Consider the following 13,612-nt stretch of genomic DNA (forward strand, 5'->3'; position numbering starts at 1 on the left):
CACTGCAGCATCGGCGGGTAACCGCAAGGCGGGAGGTGGTATGCGCGAGGAAGCAGAGGGCTCCGGCCAGGAGCGGGCGGACTGGCACGCACGCGAGAGCGCCGAGGTGGTCCGCCGGCTCGGGGCGCAACCGGGCAACGGACTGACCGGCGAGGAGGCCGGGCAGCGACTTGAGCAGTACGGCCCCAACCGCCTGCGCCCGCCCGAGCGCGAGGGCCCGATCAGGCGCTTTCTCAAGCAGTTCCACAATGTCCTGATCTACATCCTGATCGTTGCCGGCGTGGTCACCGCACTGCTCGGCCATTACCTGGACAGTGCGGTGATCTTCGGCGTGGTGGTGATCAACGCCGTCATCGGCCACGTGCAGGAGGGCAAGGCCGAAAAGGCCCTGGACGCCATCCGCGGCATGCTTTCGCCCCGGGCCGTGGTGCTGCGCGACGGCGAGCGCATGACCGTCGACGCCGAGGACCTGGTCCCCGGCGACATCGTCCTGCTCGAGGCCGGCGACCGCGTGCCTGCCGACGTGCGCATCCTCGAGGCACGCAACCTGCGCCTGGACGAGGCGGTGCTCACCGGCGAGTCGGTGCCGGTGGAGAAAGCGGACGAGCCGGTGGCTGCCGACGCCGAACTCGGTGATCGCAAATCGTTGGCCTTCTCCGGCACCCTGGTCGCCTACGGCCGCGGCCAGGGCGTGGTCGTGGCCACCGGCGAAGCCACCGAGATCGGCAAGGTCAGCAGCCTGATCGCCGGGGTGGAGTCGATCACCACGCCGTTGCTGCGCCAGGTTGCCGAGTTCGGACGCTGGCTGTCGGTGGCGATCGTCCTGCTCGCCGGGGCGACCTTCCTCATCGGCTACTACCTGCAGGCCTACACCGCCATCGAGACGTTCCTCGCCGCGGTGGCCCTGGCCGTCGCCGCCATCCCCGAGGGGCTGCCGGCGATCATGACCATTACGCTGGCCATCGGCGTGCAGCGCATGGCCGGGCGCAACGCCATCATTCGGCGTCTGCCGGCGGTGGAGACCCTGGGGTCGGTCACCACCATCTGCTCGGACAAGACCGGCACGCTGACCCGCAACGAGATGACCGTGCGTAGCGTGGTCACCGCCGAGCAGGCCTACGAGGTCAGCGGTGTGGGCTATGTCCCGGACGGGGCGTTCCACCGTGACGGCGGCGAGGCGGTGAGCGCCGGCGACGAGCCGGTGCTCGCGCAGATCCTGCGCGGCGTGGCGCTGTGCAACGAGTCGGCCCTCTACCACCGGGACGGCGACTGGCGCCTGGAGGGCGATCCCACCGAGGGGGCGCTGATGGTGGCGGCGGTCAAGGGCGGCTTCGAACGCCGCGAACTCGATCGCACCTTCCCGCGGGTGGACGTGATCCCCTTCGAGTCGTCCTACAAGTTCATGGTGACCCTCCACCGCGAGCGTGAGGACGGCGGGCTGCTGATCATGAAGGGTGCCCCGGAGCGGGTGCTGGCCGCCTGCACCCAAGAGCGGACCGCCGACGGCGATCGCCCGCTGGACCGCGATCGCTGGCAGGAGGTGCTCGACGGGATCGCCTCGCGGGGTCAGCGGCTGCTGGCGGTGGCGGTCAAGGAGACCAACCCCGATCACCGCGAGCTGCTCTTCTCCGATGTGGAGGAGGGGATGGTGCTGCTCGGCGTCCTCGGCATCATCGATCCGCCCCGCGAGGAGGCCATCGAGGCCGTCGCCGAGTGCCACCGGGCCGGGATCGGGGTGAAGATGATCACCGGCGATCACGCCCTGACTGCCGGGGCCATCGGCGAGCAGTTGGGCATCCGCGGCCGGCCGCTGGTCGGCCACGAGATCGAGGCCATGGACGACGAGGAACTGGGTCGTCGTTGCCTGGAGACCGATGTCTTCGCCCGCACCACGCCCATCCACAAGCTGCGCCTGGTCCAGGCCCTGCAGGGGCACGGTCAGATCGTGGCGATGACCGGGGACGGGGTCAACGATGCCCCCGCGCTCAAGCGCGCCGACGTCGGCATCTCCATGGGCAACAAGGGCACCGAGGCGGCCAAGGAGGCCTCGGAGATGGTGCTTGCCGACGACAACTTCGCCTCCATCGCCCACGCGGTGGAGGAGGGGCGCACCGTCTACGACAACCTCAAGAAGGCGATCCTTTACCTGCTGCCCACCAACGGCGGTCAGGCGTTCACCATCGTCATCGCCATCATGTTCGGGCTGACCCTGCCGGTCACCCCGGTCCAGGCGCTGTGGATCAACATGGTTACCGCCGTCACGCTGGCCCTGGCGCTGGCCTTCGAGCCGCCGGAGCCGGGGTTGATGGAGCGTCGGCCACGGGACCCGGCCAAGCCGATCCTCTCGGGCTTTCTCATTTGGCGGGTGCTGTTCGTCTCGGTGTTGCTGGTGATCGGCACCTTCGGTCACTACGTCTACATGGAGGCGCAGGGCGTCAGTGACGAGCTGGCCCGCTCGGTGGCCATCAACACCCTGGTCATGGGGCAGGTCTTCTACCTGTTCAACGCCCGCTACATCCTCGAGCCGGTGACCAGCGTCGCCGGCCTGTTCGGCAGCCGGGCGGTGCTGATCGCCATCGGCGTGCTCATCGTCCTGCAGGGGCTGTTCACCTACGCCCCGCCGGTGCAGGCACTGTTTGGCACCGCCGGGCTGGGCCCGGAGGAGTGGCTGCGGGTGCTGATCTTCGGGATCCTGCTCTTTGGTGTCGTGGAGTTGGAGAAGGCTGTGCTGCGGCGGCGGATCTCGCCGGAGGACTGATCCCGTCGGTCGTGGGTCCGCTGCGGCGCCGCGGCCCCGCCGGGCGGCTCCTCCCGGGGCGGCGCCCGCGGTTCCGCTAGCGATCCTCGTCTCGCCTGTCAAGACTTGAAATCACTACTGGTTGGGGTAACCTCTCCCGGTAACTACTACATATGGTGTTTTCCGCGAGCGTCGCCAGATCGGGGCCAGCGCCCGTCGCGCCGGCCCACAGGGGTTTTTTTTGCTCGCGGTTCAGATCGAGCGGTTCAGGCAAGGGGGACGATCCATGACCAAGCGCGCCGAGAGCAAGGTCCAGGCGATGCGCCAGTCGGCCGGCGATGTGCCGATCCAGAGCGCCTCCCTCGACATTTGGGATAAGAAGTACCGGCTCAAGACCAAGGCCGAGGAGCCGGTCGACGGCAGCATCGACGAGACCTATCAGCGCGTCGCCCGGGCGCTGGCCGAGGTGGAGGAGACCGAGGCCAAGCAGGAGCATTGGTATGAGCGCTTTCTCTGGGCGCTGCGCCACGGCGCGGTACCGGCGGGCCGGATCATCTCCAACGCCGGGGCTTGGGACCACAAGCCGGCCACGTCCACGATCAATTGCACCGTCTCAGGCACCATCCACGACTCCATGGACGGCATCCTCAAGCGGGTCCACGAGGCGGGGCTGACCCTCAAAAGCGGTGCCGGCATCGGCTACGAGTTCAGCACCCTGCGCCCGCGCGGTGCCTACGTCTCCGGCGCCGGCGCCTACACCTCCGGGCCCCTGTCGTTCATGGACATCTACGACAAGATGTGCTTCACCGTCTCCTCCGCTGGCGGGCGGCGGGGTGCGCAGATGGCCACCTTCGACGTGGGCCATCCGGATGTGACCGACTTCATCCGCGCCAAGCGCGAGGACGGTCGCCTGCGCCAGTTCAATCTGTCGCTGCTGATCACCGACGCCTTCATGCAGGCCATGGAGGCCGATGCGGAGTGGCCGCTGGCCTTCCCGCTGACCGAGGACGAGGTCGCTGCCGAGGCGATCGATCTTCAGGATCCGGAGCAGGTCCTCTGGCGCGAGTGGCCCACCCGTGCGGGGTACGTCACCGATGGGGAGGGCCGCGTGGCCTGCCGCATCTACCGGCGGGTCAAGGCGCGCCATTTGTGGAACCTGATCATGACCTCCACGTACGACTACGCGGAGCCCGGGTTTATCCTCATCGATCAGTACAACGAGTTGAACAACAACTGGTTCTGCGAGGAGATCCGGGCCACGAACCCGTGCGTTACGGCCGAGGCCTGGGTCCAGACGGACCAGGGGCCGCGCCAGGTGGCGGATCTGATCGGGACACCGTTCCGGGCCCGTGTTCACGGCGAGGATCACGATACCGGTGCCGACGGCTTCTTCCACACCGGCCGCAAGCCGGTGGTTCGCCTGCGCACCCGGGATGGCATGAGCCTGCGCCTGACCGCTGATCACCAGGTTCGCCGGGTCACCCGGCTCACGCGCTGGCAGCGAGAGGAGGCGTGGTGCCCGGCCGGCGAGTTGGCAGCAGGGGACCAGGTCGTGCTCCACGACCATCGTGCCGGCACCGAATGGGCGGGCCCCTATAGCGAGGATGACGGCTATCTGATGGGACTGCTCGTCGGCGACGGGACGGTCAAGCGCGACGGTCAGGCCATCCTGTCGGCGTGGCGGCCTGCAGCGGTCGCCAACGCGCCGCAGGCCAGCGGCGTGGACGGCGTCATGGCCGCTGCAGAAGCGGCGGTGCGTGCGCACCAGCACCGCGCGGATTTCAACGGCTGGCGAGAGGTGGCGGGACGCAACGAGTTCCGCCTGTCGACGGCGGCGATCAGTGCGCTGGCCGCCGAGCTGGGGCTCTCTGCCGAGGACAAGCGCCCCACCGCGGCCATCGAGCGCACCTCCAGCGCATTCCATCGCGGTTTCCTGCGCGGCCTGTTCGATGCCGACGGATCCGTGCAGGGTGGGCAGCACAAGGGCGTCTCCATTCGTCTCGCGCAGTCCGACCAGTCGAGCCTGGAGGCGGTGCAGCGGATGCTGCTGCGCCTGGGTGTCGTCGGGCGCATCTACGCCAACCGGAGGGCCGCCGGTGAATCGGAATTGCCTGACGGCCAGGGCGGTCGCCGGGCGTATCCGATCCGGGCCCAGCACGAGCTGATCATCACCGGCGAGAATCTGCGTACCTTCCGCGACGAGGTGGGCTTCGCGGATACCGACAAACGCCGCCGGCTGGATGCGGCCCTCGGCGGCTATCAGCGCCGGCTCAACCGCGAGCGTTTCGTCGCCGAGGTCGCCTCGGTGGAAGCCGATGGTGAGGCGGACGTCTACGATGTGCAGGTGCCCGGCGTGAACGCCTTCGACGCCCAGGGCGTGATGGTCCATAACTGCGGTGAGCAGGGGCTGCCGCCCTACGGCGCCTGCCTGCTCGGCTCGATCAACCTGACCATGTTCGTGCGTGACCCCTTCACGCCGCAGGCCCGCTTCGACTGGGACGAGTTCCGTGAGGCGGTGGCGGTGTTCACGCGGATGCTCGATAACACGGTCGAGATCAACGGCCTGCCGCTGGAGCAGCAGCGTGCCGAGATCGAGCGCAAGCGCCGCCACGGCATGGGCTTTTTGGGGCTCGGGTCGACGGTGACGATGCTGCGCATGAAATACGGCGACGCCGATTCGGTGGCGTTCACCGAGGAAGTGGCCAAGCAGATGGCGCTGACGGGCTGGCGCACCGGTCTCGAACTGGCGCAGGAGAAGGGGCCGGCGCCGATCATGGAGGAGCTCTTCGAGCTGACCCCGGAGCTGATGCGCAAGCGCCCCGAACTGCGCGAGGACGGCTACGAAGTCGGGGAGCAGGTCCCGGGCCGTGTCCTGTGGGGCCGCTACTCGCGCTACATGCAGCGGATCGCCGCGGAAGATCCGCAACTGGTCGATGAGCTCGCCCAAGTGGGGGCGCGCTTCACCCACCACAGCTCCATCGCGCCCACGGGCACCATCTCCCTGTCGCTGGCCAACAACGCCAGCAACGGCATCGAGCCGTCCTTCGCCCACCACTATGTGCGCAACGTCATCCGCGAGGGGCGCAAGACCAAGGAGCCGGTGGACGTCTTCTCCTTCGAGCTGCTGGCCTACCGCCACTTCGTCGATGGCGATGCGCTGCCCGAGGGCGGTGAAGAGGGCGAGGGCAAGCTGCCGGATTACTTCATCAGCGCCGACCAGGTGACGCCGAAGCAGCACGTGGACATCCAGGCGGCCGCGCAGCGCTGGGTGGATTCGTCCATCTCCAAGACGGCCAACGTGCCCACGGACTACCCCTACGAGGATTTCAAGGACATCTACCGCTACGCCTACCAGCAGGGACTGAAGGGGTGCACGACCTTCCGCTTCAACCCGGAAGTCTTCCAGGGCGTGCTGGTCAAGGAGAAGGACCTCTCCGAGACCACCTATCGCTTCCATCTGGAGGACGGCACCGTGATCGAGGCGCAGGGTGACGAGGAGATTGAGTACGACGGCGAAACCCACAGTGCCGCCAACCTCTACGAGGCGCTGAAGGAGGGGTACTACGGCAAGTTCTGAGTCGCCGTACCCTGGCGCGCTACGCCCGGACGGGGTTGTCTCCGTCCGGTGCGCAACGCCGGGTACCCGCAGACTGCCTAAGCCCGGAAACCGAACCGCAGCCCCGAAGCGGGGGGAGCAACGCAATGGCCAAGAAAATCGAGACGAGCATCGTCGACTACGAGGTGGTCCGCAACGAGCCGGATGCGCCGGAGCAGGGTCAGGAGGCCGCCGGTGGGCAGCCGGAGGCCGATATCCAGCACATGCACGAGCATATCGAGCGCCCTGAAGCGCTCCACGGCTCGACCTACAAGATCAAGACGCCGCTCTCGGAGCACGCCCTGTACGTCACCATCAACGACGTCATCCTTAATCCGGGGACCGAGCACGAGATCCGCCGCCCCTTCGAGATCTTCATCAACTCGAAGAACATGGACCACTTCCAGTGGATCGTAGCCCTGACGCGGATCATCTCGGCGGTCTTCCGCAAGGGCGGCGATTGCACCTTCCTCGCCGAAGAGCTGCGCTCGGTCTTCGACCCGCGGGGCGGATACTTCAAGCGTGGCGGGCGGTTCATGCCCTCGCTGGTGGCCGAGATCGGCGACGTCATCGAGACCCACCTGCGTGAGATCGGCATGATGGAGCCGGAGGGTCTCGACGAGCACCAGCGGCGCTTCATCGAGCAGAAACGGGCTGAGGTTGAGGGCGGCGGTCCGGCCGCGAACAACGGTGATGGCGAGTCCGGTGCCTTCCCGGAGGGGGCGCAGCTGTGCGAAAAGTGTCATACCAAGGCGATGGTGCAGATGGAAGGGTGTCTGACCTGCCTCAACTGCGGGGAGTCGAAGTGCGGCTGAGGAGTTCGCCGGGGGTGTGGCTGCGGGCGGCCCGCCGGCTGCGTGGCGGCAGCACGCCCCGCCGAGCGGTGGCCGATTGGCCCGGGTTGTGCTTTCCGCCCCTGCAGCTCTGGAATGCGCCGCCAAGTCCCGCCATGCTGCGTGAACTGGAGAGGGAACATCAGCAGAGACAGGCATGGTGAACCAGAACCGGGAGACTCCGCGGGTGGCCCTGGCGCTGGGCAGTGGCTCGGCGCGGGGCTGGGCGCACATCGGCATCATCCGCGCCCTGGAAAGGGCCGGCGTGCGCCCGCAGGTGGTGGTTGGTACATCCATCGGGGCGCTGGTCGGGGCCTTCTACGCCGCCGGCAAGCTCGACGAGCTCGAGCCGTGGGTGCGCAAGCTGACCCGGCGCGATGTGCTGGGCATGCTCGACCCGACCCTGCGTACCACCGGCGGACTGATCGAGGGGCGCCGGCTCTACGATTTCTACCAGGAACACCTCTCGGGCGCGGCCATCGAGGGGCTGGCCATGCCCTATGCTGCTGTGGCCACGACCCTCGGCCGCGGTACCGAGGTTTGGCTGCGCGAGGGGGATCTGGCCGACGCCGTGCGCGCCTCGAGTGCGTTGCCGGGGGTGTTCAGCCCGGTGCGTCGAGGCGGCGACTGGCTCGTTGACGGCGGGCTGGTCAACCCCGTCCCCGTCAGCGTCTGTCGGGCCCTCGACGCCGATGTGGTCATCGCCGTCAACCTCAACGGCGATCTGGTCGGACGGCACCTGCGCGATAGCGCCCACCACGCCGGTGCGGGTGTGGATCCGGAACGCTGGCTGCAGCAATTGCCCGCCGGCGTGCGCAGCCGCGCCAAGACCCTGGTGGGGCTGTGGGGCGACTGGACCGGGGCGCGGGATGCCGAGCGCAGCGAGGCACCGGGGGTCTTCGAGGTTCTCGCCGGGTCGCTGAACATCATGCAGGACCGCATCACCCGCAGCCGTATGGCCGGCGATCCGCCCGAGCTGATGCTTGCCCCCCGCCTGGCCCACATCGGCCTGCTCGAGTTCCACCGCGCCGAGGAGGCGATCAGCATCGGCGAGGCCATGGTCGAGCGGATGCTCCCCTCCATTCAGGATCTGTTCCAAAAAGGCTCCGGCAATCAGGTAGGATGACGCCGCACCGGCGTCCGCCGGCGGCAGCGAGCGAGGCGAGAGCGATGAGAGCAGTGGCAGTCATGCTGATGCTGGGGTGCGCCGCGGCCCTGGCCCTGAGCGGGTGCGCCCCCGGCGCGCAGACCGTGAAGCTGGCTCCGGAGACGGAGCAGATCGAGGAACGCGAGCGGGCCGAGCCGGCCGGGCTGGCGCTGCGCGTGATCGACCGGCGGCCCCGCGAGATCTTTGGTTACCGGGACGAGGCCGGCGGCGTGACGCTGGCCGGCGAGCCCGCGCTGGCCGAAGCCGTCCACGACGGCCTGGCCACGGCCTTCGAGCGGCAGGGCATTGCGGTAACCGAGTGGGACGGCGAGGCCGAGCGGCGCCTGGAGGTGGAGATCTACACCTTCGATTACGAGCGCTCGGGTGGCTTCCTCAACCGCCGGGCCAGCCTGAAGAGCGCGTGGATGGTCAGCGGCGTGGTCGACGGCGAACGCTACAGCTCAGAGGCCCGGGTGAGCACCGAGACCCGGGCGCTGTTCGGGCCGGGTGAGGCGAAGAATGAGGAGCTGGTCAACCGGGTGCTTTCCCGGGGGGTGCGCCAAGTGGCCACCCAGAAGGACCTGCTTCGACTGCTGGAGGGTGAGACGTGAACGACAAGCGCAGCTCGGCGAACAACCCCAGGGATCCGCAGCAGATTCGCGAGCGCCTGGTCTGGCGCGCCGCGGTGGTGATGCTGCTGGCGATCACCGGCTGGCTGAGCTTCGTGGCCTTCGATGCCCAGGAGCGGGCCGACGAGCTGGAGGCCGAGTTGGCCGCCCACGAGGACCGCGAGGGGCTGCTGACCCGGTTCGGCCTGAGCACCGAGGCGGTACGTCGCTTCGAGGTGGCCGGCATCGAAGCCCCGCCGGAGCAGTACCTGCTTGAGGATCTGCAGGAGCGGGACGAGTGGTTGGCCGATCAGGCCGCGCGCCTGAAGGGACCACTGGTGATCGATACGGAGCGCAGCGCCGTGCTCTCGGACCACTGGGTCTTCGCCACCGTCGAGACCGAGACCGGCGGCGGCTCGGCGCTGCTCGCCTACGAACTCAGCGACGCCGGTGAGCTGAGCTGGGAGCTGCTCGCCTACGCCGCCGACGGCGAGTAGGGGGCGTCCCGGCAAGGCGGCCCGGCCGCCCCGCCGCGACATTGAAAACGATTCGCAATAGCATTAACCTATCCCGGTTATCGACAACCCCCACGAGTGATGCCCCATGAGTGAGAGCGATACGGCCGGCCCCTTCGCCGACGGGAGCCTGATCGAGCGGCTGATGGCCCTCCTCGACGACGGCGGGCCCGTGCTGACCTTGTTGGCCATCCTGTCGGTGTTCACCCTGGCCCTGATCCTGATCAAGCTCTGGCAGTTCACGGCGGCGCGGCTCTACGACCGGCGCACGCTCAACGAGGCACTGGCCGCCTGGCGGGCCGGACAGACCCAGGAGGCCCTGCAGCGGCTGGAGGCGAGCAAGCACCTGGGTGCCGAGCCGTTGGCCGTGGCCATGCGCGGACGGCTGGAGTCGCCCGATGACCAGGAACGGATCCGCGAAGAGGTGACACGGCTGGCCAGCGGTCGGCTGGAACAGCTGCGCGCCTACCTGCGCGGGTTGGAGGCCATCGGGGTGCTCAGCCCGCTGCTGGGGCTGCTCGGCACCGTGCTCGGCATGATCGAGGCGTTCCGCCAACTGGAGGCAGCCGGTAGTCAGGTGGATCCCTCCATGCTGTCCGGCGGCATCTGGGAGGCCCTGCTGACCACGGCAGCTGGGCTGGCGCTGGCGATCCCCGCGGTGGCCGCGCTCACCTGGCTCGAGCGCCTCGTCGAGCGCTTCCGTCACCGTGTCGAGGATTCGGTCACCCAGGTCTTTACCACGGCGCCGCCGCCGCTGCGCCATGCGGATTGAGGAGGCGCCGCGCCGCCGGCGGCTGGTGAGCCTGACGCCGCTGATCGACGTCGTCTTTATCCTGCTGATCTTCTTCATGCTCGCCTCGACCTTCGTCGAGTGGCAGGCCTTCGGGGTCGATGCGCCGGCCGACGGGGCCGCCGAGGAAGCGCAGGACGAGGAGCCGCTGCGGCTCTACGTCACCAACGACGGATACCGCCTGGGGGACGAGTCGGTGGGCCCGGATGCCCTGCGCAGCCGCCTTGAGGAGGTCGGTAGGGACGACGCCGAACGGCGGCTTTTGGTCATTCCGGCCGCAGGGGCACCGGTGCGGGCCGTGATCCTTGCCCTGGACAGTGCTGCGGCCGCCGGGCTGGAGGATGTCGGCGTACTGCGTGAGGAGGCACCGGAATGAAGCTGCCCGAGCCGCCGCGCCGAGAGCCGGAAGAGAACGTCATCCCGATGATCAACATCGTCTTCCTGTTGTTGATCTTCTTCATGGTGGCCGGAACGCTTGAGCCGCACTCGCCGCTTTCCGTGGATCCGGCGGAGAGCGAGCGGGGGGCGGAGCTGGCGGGAGATCCCCTGCGGGTGTTGATTGACGCCGAGGGGCAGATGGCCGTGGATCAGGACGTCGTCGATGATCGCGAGCAGCTCCGCGAGCGGCTGAAGGCTGCGCTGGCAGAGGCGCCCGAGCGCCCGGTGGAGGTCAAGGCCGACGCCGATGCCGATTCGGCACGGCTGCTCGACGTCATGGACGACCTGCGCGAGGTCGGGGCCGAGCGGATGCAGCTGATGACCCGGCGGGAGCACTGAGATGGAGCCGCGCTGGATCCACTGGGTGGTTGCGGGCGCTGTGGCCTTTGGCGCGCACGCCGCCATCCTGGCCTGGGTGCCCCGGGACGCCGAAGAGCAGATCGAGGAGCGCCATGCCCCGGAAGGGGTGGAGGTGCAGCTCTCCGCCGCCCCGCCGCAGCCGGAGGAGGAGGTGGTCGAAGAGCCGGAAGAGGACGAACCGGAGCCTGAGGAGCCGGAGCCCGAGCCGGAACCGGAACCCGAGCCGGAGCCGGAGCCGGAACCGGAGCCGGAGCCCGAGCCGGAGCCCGAACCCGAGCCGGAACCCGAACCCGAACCCGAACCGGAGCCGGAACCCGAACCCGAACCGGACCCCGAACCGGAGCCCAAGCCGGAAGAGGACGAGGTGGAGGAAGAGGACGATGACCCCGACGAGGGGCCGCCGCAGGAGGCGGAGGTCGGCACCGAATCGGACGTTTCGGACTCTTTCCTGGCCGATGTCCACCGCGCCCTGCAGTCGGAGCAGCGCTATCCCCGTTCGGCCGAGCGCCGGCGCCTGGAAGGCACGGTGGGGTTGACCTTCGTTCTCGATGCCGACGGCAACGTCCTCGAGTGGGAGATCGCCGAGCCGTCAGAGCACGAACTCTTCGATGAAGAGGTCGAGCGCATGATCCAGTCGGTGCGGATGCCCGAGATCCCCGAAGACGAGTCCTTCGAGCGCCTGGAGCTGAATGTGACCATCGACTTCCGGCTGCGCTGAAGCCCTTGCGACGCCTTAATCGAAGGCGAGATCGCGCAGGAACAGGGCGATCTCGGGGAAGAAGATCACCAGCAGCGTGGCCAGGATCATGATGGCGATGAACGGCGGCGTGCCGCGGATCACCTCCAGGTACGGCCGTCGGAAGACGGCGATGGCGGTGAACAGGTCGACCCCGAAGGGCGGGGTTGCCGAACCGATGGCTGCCTGCAGGACCACCAGCGTACCCACCAGGACCGGGTCGAGCTGAGCGGCTTCGACCAGCGGTGCCAGGATCGGTGTGAAGACCAGGATCACCACGATCGGGTCGACGAACATGCAGCCGATGAAATAGATCAGCGCAATGGCTAGCAGCGCAAGGGTCGGGTCGTGGGCCACGGCATCGATCAGCGGTCCCACGAGTTCTTGGGGGATCTGCGCGAACGAAATGCTGTAGGCGAAGGCCTGCCCGGCGCCGACTAGGATGAAGACCACTGCCGTGATCAGCCCCGTGGAGCGGGCCACTTCCAGTAGATCCCGCCCGCCCAGGCTGCGGTAGACCCCGAACTCGAGGATGGCGGCGTAGAGCACCGAGATGGCCGCCGCCTCGGTGGGCGTAAAGACGCCGCTGTAGATGCCGCCGACGATGATCACCGGGAAGCCCAGCGCCGGCAGCGCGCGCAGCAGGGCGCGGCCGCGCGCTCTCCAGCCGGCCCGTTCGGCGCCCTCGATCCCCTGCCAGCGAGTGTAGATGTAGCACCACAGGCTGATCAGCAACAGGATCAGCAGCCCGGGGCCGATACCGGCGATGAACAGTTGCGCCGGCGAGGTCTGGGCCACCACGCCGTAGATGATCATGCCGATGCTCGGCGGGATGAGTAGCGCCACGTCGCTGGCGTTGACGATCAGCGCCAGGTTGAAGCTGTCCTTGTACCCCGCCTGCTGCAGGCGCGGGCGCAGCGGCGTGCCCATGGCCACTACGGTGGCCTGGGTCGAGCCCGAGACGGCGCCAAAGAGCGCGCAGCTGACTGCCGTGGTGATGGGCAGGCCGCCGCGGATGTGGCCGATGGTCGTGGCCACTAGGTCGAGCAGGGTGTTGGCGGTGCGCCCCCGGGTCATGATGTCGGCGGCGAGGATAAACAGCGGCACCGCCGAGAGCACCACGGGCTGGATCCCGGTAATCATCTGCCGGATCAGGGCGTCGGCGCCGATAAACGGCAGCTCGATGAGGATGATCAGCAGTGCGCCGGCGAGCAGTGGCACCATCAGCGGGAAGCCGAGCAGCAGCAGGAGCAGCATCGCCGTGATCACCAGCGCTGTCATAGTCGCGCATCCCCGGCCGGATCCTCGCCGGACTCGTAGGCCTCGCGCTCGCTGTAGGAGCGGTAGATCGCCCGGCGGGTGAGGTTTTTCCAGGCGCTGAGGGCGTACTGCACGCCGCCGGCGAACAGGCCCACGGGTACGATCGAATAGGCCAGCCCCATGGGGATGCCCAGCGCCGTGCTGGTGCGCCCGCCCTGGTGGACCTCCCAGACGTAGTGGCCGGCGTGCCACGCCATGTAGAACAGCAGCCCGGCGGTGCCCACATGGGTGAAGACCAGCAGCCCCTTGCGCGCCAGGCCGCGCAGCTGGTCGTAGACGGCATTCATGCAGATGTGCCGCGCTCGGCGCACGCCGTAGGCGAGCCCGCCGAAGGTGATCCAGATCATGAGGATCTCGGTGAGTTCGAAGGTGCCCGGCACGGTGTTGCCGGTGAGGTTGCGCGAGAGGGTATTAGCTATGGAGAGGCCCGCCAGCAGCAGGACGCCGCCGGCGAGCAGGAACGCCTCGACACGGGCGATACCGCCGTCGAGCCGCTCGAGCCAGGTCCGCTTCCGTGTGCCCATGCGGGGATC

12 protein-coding genes are annotated in these 13,612 nt (G+C 68.4%); 10 read left to right on the forward strand and 2 right to left on the reverse strand.

What is annotated here, in order from left to right; translation table 11 throughout:
- Positions 1 to 40: 40 nt before the first annotated feature.
- The 10 genes from LRA98_RS05235 to LRA98_RS05280 all read left to right on the forward strand — a co-directional run bounded on the left by LRA98_RS05235 (position 41) and on the right by LRA98_RS05280 (position 11,741).
- Complete coding sequence (locus tag LRA98_RS05235; RefSeq protein WP_238633595.1) at positions 41 to 2,758, forward strand: cation-transporting P-type ATPase; 2,718 nt, start codon at positions 41 to 43, stop codon at positions 2,756 to 2,758.
- 265 nt (positions 2,759 to 3,023) lie between these two features.
- Positions 3,024 to 6,314 carry an LAGLIDADG family homing endonuclease gene (locus LRA98_RS05240; protein ID WP_238633596.1) on the forward strand — a complete coding sequence of 1,097 codons (3,291 nt, stop codon included), beginning with the start codon at positions 3,024 to 3,026 and terminating at the stop codon, positions 6,312 to 6,314.
- A 125-nt stretch (positions 6,315 to 6,439) separates the two neighbouring features.
- Complete coding sequence (locus tag LRA98_RS05245) at positions 6,440 to 7,147, forward strand: TSCPD domain-containing protein (protein ID WP_201168431.1); 708 nt, start codon at positions 6,440 to 6,442, stop codon at positions 7,145 to 7,147.
- A gap of 175 nt (positions 7,148 to 7,322) precedes the next feature.
- The gene (locus LRA98_RS05250) at positions 7,323 to 8,291 is read left to right on the forward strand and encodes a patatin-like phospholipase family protein (protein WP_238633597.1); all 969 of its coding nucleotides are present in this window, start codon (positions 7,323 to 7,325) and stop codon (positions 8,289 to 8,291) included.
- Between the two features lie 44 nt (positions 8,292 to 8,335).
- The gene (locus LRA98_RS05255) at positions 8,336 to 8,923 is read left to right on the forward strand and encodes a YajG family lipoprotein (protein ID WP_201243017.1); all 588 of its coding nucleotides are present in this window, start codon (positions 8,336 to 8,338) and stop codon (positions 8,921 to 8,923) included.
- Positions 8,920 to 9,417: a hypothetical protein gene (locus LRA98_RS05260; protein ID WP_201168427.1), complete on the forward strand. Its 498-nt coding sequence runs from the start codon at positions 8,920 to 8,922 to the stop codon at positions 9,415 to 9,417. Before LRA98_RS05255 ends, LRA98_RS05260 begins: the two co-directional genes overlap by 4 nt.
- A gap of 106 nt (positions 9,418 to 9,523) precedes the next feature.
- On the forward strand, positions 9,524 to 10,207 hold the full coding sequence (locus LRA98_RS05265) for a MotA/TolQ/ExbB proton channel family protein (protein WP_238633598.1): 684 nt from the start codon (positions 9,524 to 9,526) through the stop codon (positions 10,205 to 10,207).
- Positions 10,197 to 10,601, forward strand: coding sequence for an ExbD/TolR family protein (locus LRA98_RS05270; RefSeq protein ID WP_201168425.1), 405 nt, complete (start codon positions 10,197 to 10,199; stop codon positions 10,599 to 10,601). The genes LRA98_RS05265 and LRA98_RS05270 overlap by 11 nt, the downstream gene beginning before the upstream one ends.
- The gene (locus tag LRA98_RS05275) at positions 10,598 to 11,002 is read left to right on the forward strand and encodes an ExbD/TolR family protein (RefSeq protein ID WP_201243016.1); all 405 of its coding nucleotides are present in this window, start codon (positions 10,598 to 10,600) and stop codon (positions 11,000 to 11,002) included. The genes LRA98_RS05270 and LRA98_RS05275 overlap by 4 nt, the downstream gene beginning before the upstream one ends.
- 1 nt (position 11,003) lies before the next feature.
- Positions 11,004 to 11,741 (forward strand): energy transducer TonB, encoded by a 738-nt coding sequence (locus tag LRA98_RS05280; RefSeq protein WP_238640826.1) that lies wholly within the window; start codon positions 11,004 to 11,006, stop codon positions 11,739 to 11,741.
- 15 nt (positions 11,742 to 11,756) lie between these two features.
- On the opposite strand, the gene LRA98_RS05285 is transcribed toward LRA98_RS05280, so the two are convergent.
- Entirely contained in the window at positions 11,757 to 13,040 is a 1,284-nt protein-coding gene (locus LRA98_RS05285) for a TRAP transporter large permease (protein ID WP_238633600.1), read from the reverse strand.
- Entirely contained in the window at positions 13,037 to 13,603 is a 567-nt protein-coding gene (locus LRA98_RS05290; RefSeq protein ID WP_201168417.1) for a TRAP transporter small permease, read from the reverse strand. Before LRA98_RS05290 ends, LRA98_RS05285 begins: the two co-directional genes overlap by 4 nt.
- Between the last annotated feature and the right edge of the window lie 9 nt (positions 13,604 to 13,612).

It is taken from the genome of Halorhodospira sp. M38 (assembly GCF_022227985.1).
GTDB lineage: Bacteria > Pseudomonadota > Gammaproteobacteria > Nitrococcales > Halorhodospiraceae > Halorhodospira > Halorhodospira halophila_A.

What these genes read in the sequence shown, in the direction of transcription:
- LRA98_RS05235 (WP_238633595.1), top strand. Translation starts at nt 41, where the DNA reads ATGCGCGAGGAAGCAGAGGGCTCCGGCCAGGAGCGGGCGGACTGGCAC.
- LRA98_RS05240 (WP_238633596.1), top strand. Translation starts at nt 3,024, where the DNA reads ATGACCAAGCGCGCCGAGAGCAAGGTCCAGGCGATGCGCCAGTCGGCC.
- LRA98_RS05245 (WP_201168431.1), top strand. Translation starts at nt 6,440, where the DNA reads ATGGCCAAGAAAATCGAGACGAGCATCGTCGACTACGAGGTGGTCCGC.
- LRA98_RS05250 (WP_238633597.1), top strand. Translation starts at nt 7,323, where the DNA reads ATGGTGAACCAGAACCGGGAGACTCCGCGGGTGGCCCTGGCGCTGGGC.
- LRA98_RS05255 (WP_201243017.1), top strand. Translation starts at nt 8,336, where the DNA reads ATGAGAGCAGTGGCAGTCATGCTGATGCTGGGGTGCGCCGCGGCCCTG.
- LRA98_RS05265 (WP_238633598.1), top strand. Translation starts at nt 9,524, where the DNA reads ATGAGTGAGAGCGATACGGCCGGCCCCTTCGCCGACGGGAGCCTGATC.
- LRA98_RS05270 (WP_201168425.1), top strand. Translation starts at nt 10,197, where the DNA reads ATGCGGATTGAGGAGGCGCCGCGCCGCCGGCGGCTGGTGAGCCTGACG.
- LRA98_RS05275 (WP_201243016.1), top strand. Translation starts at nt 10,598, where the DNA reads ATGAAGCTGCCCGAGCCGCCGCGCCGAGAGCCGGAAGAGAACGTCATC.
- LRA98_RS05280 (WP_238640826.1), top strand. Translation starts at nt 11,004, where the DNA reads ATGGAGCCGCGCTGGATCCACTGGGTGGTTGCGGGCGCTGTGGCCTTT.
- LRA98_RS05285 (WP_238633600.1), bottom strand. Translation starts at nt 13,040, where the DNA reads ATGACAGCGCTGGTGATCACGGCGATGCTGCTCCTGCTGCTGCTCGGC.
- LRA98_RS05290 (WP_201168417.1), bottom strand. Translation starts at nt 13,603, where the DNA reads ATGGGCACACGGAAGCGGACCTGGCTCGAGCGGCTCGACGGCGGTATC.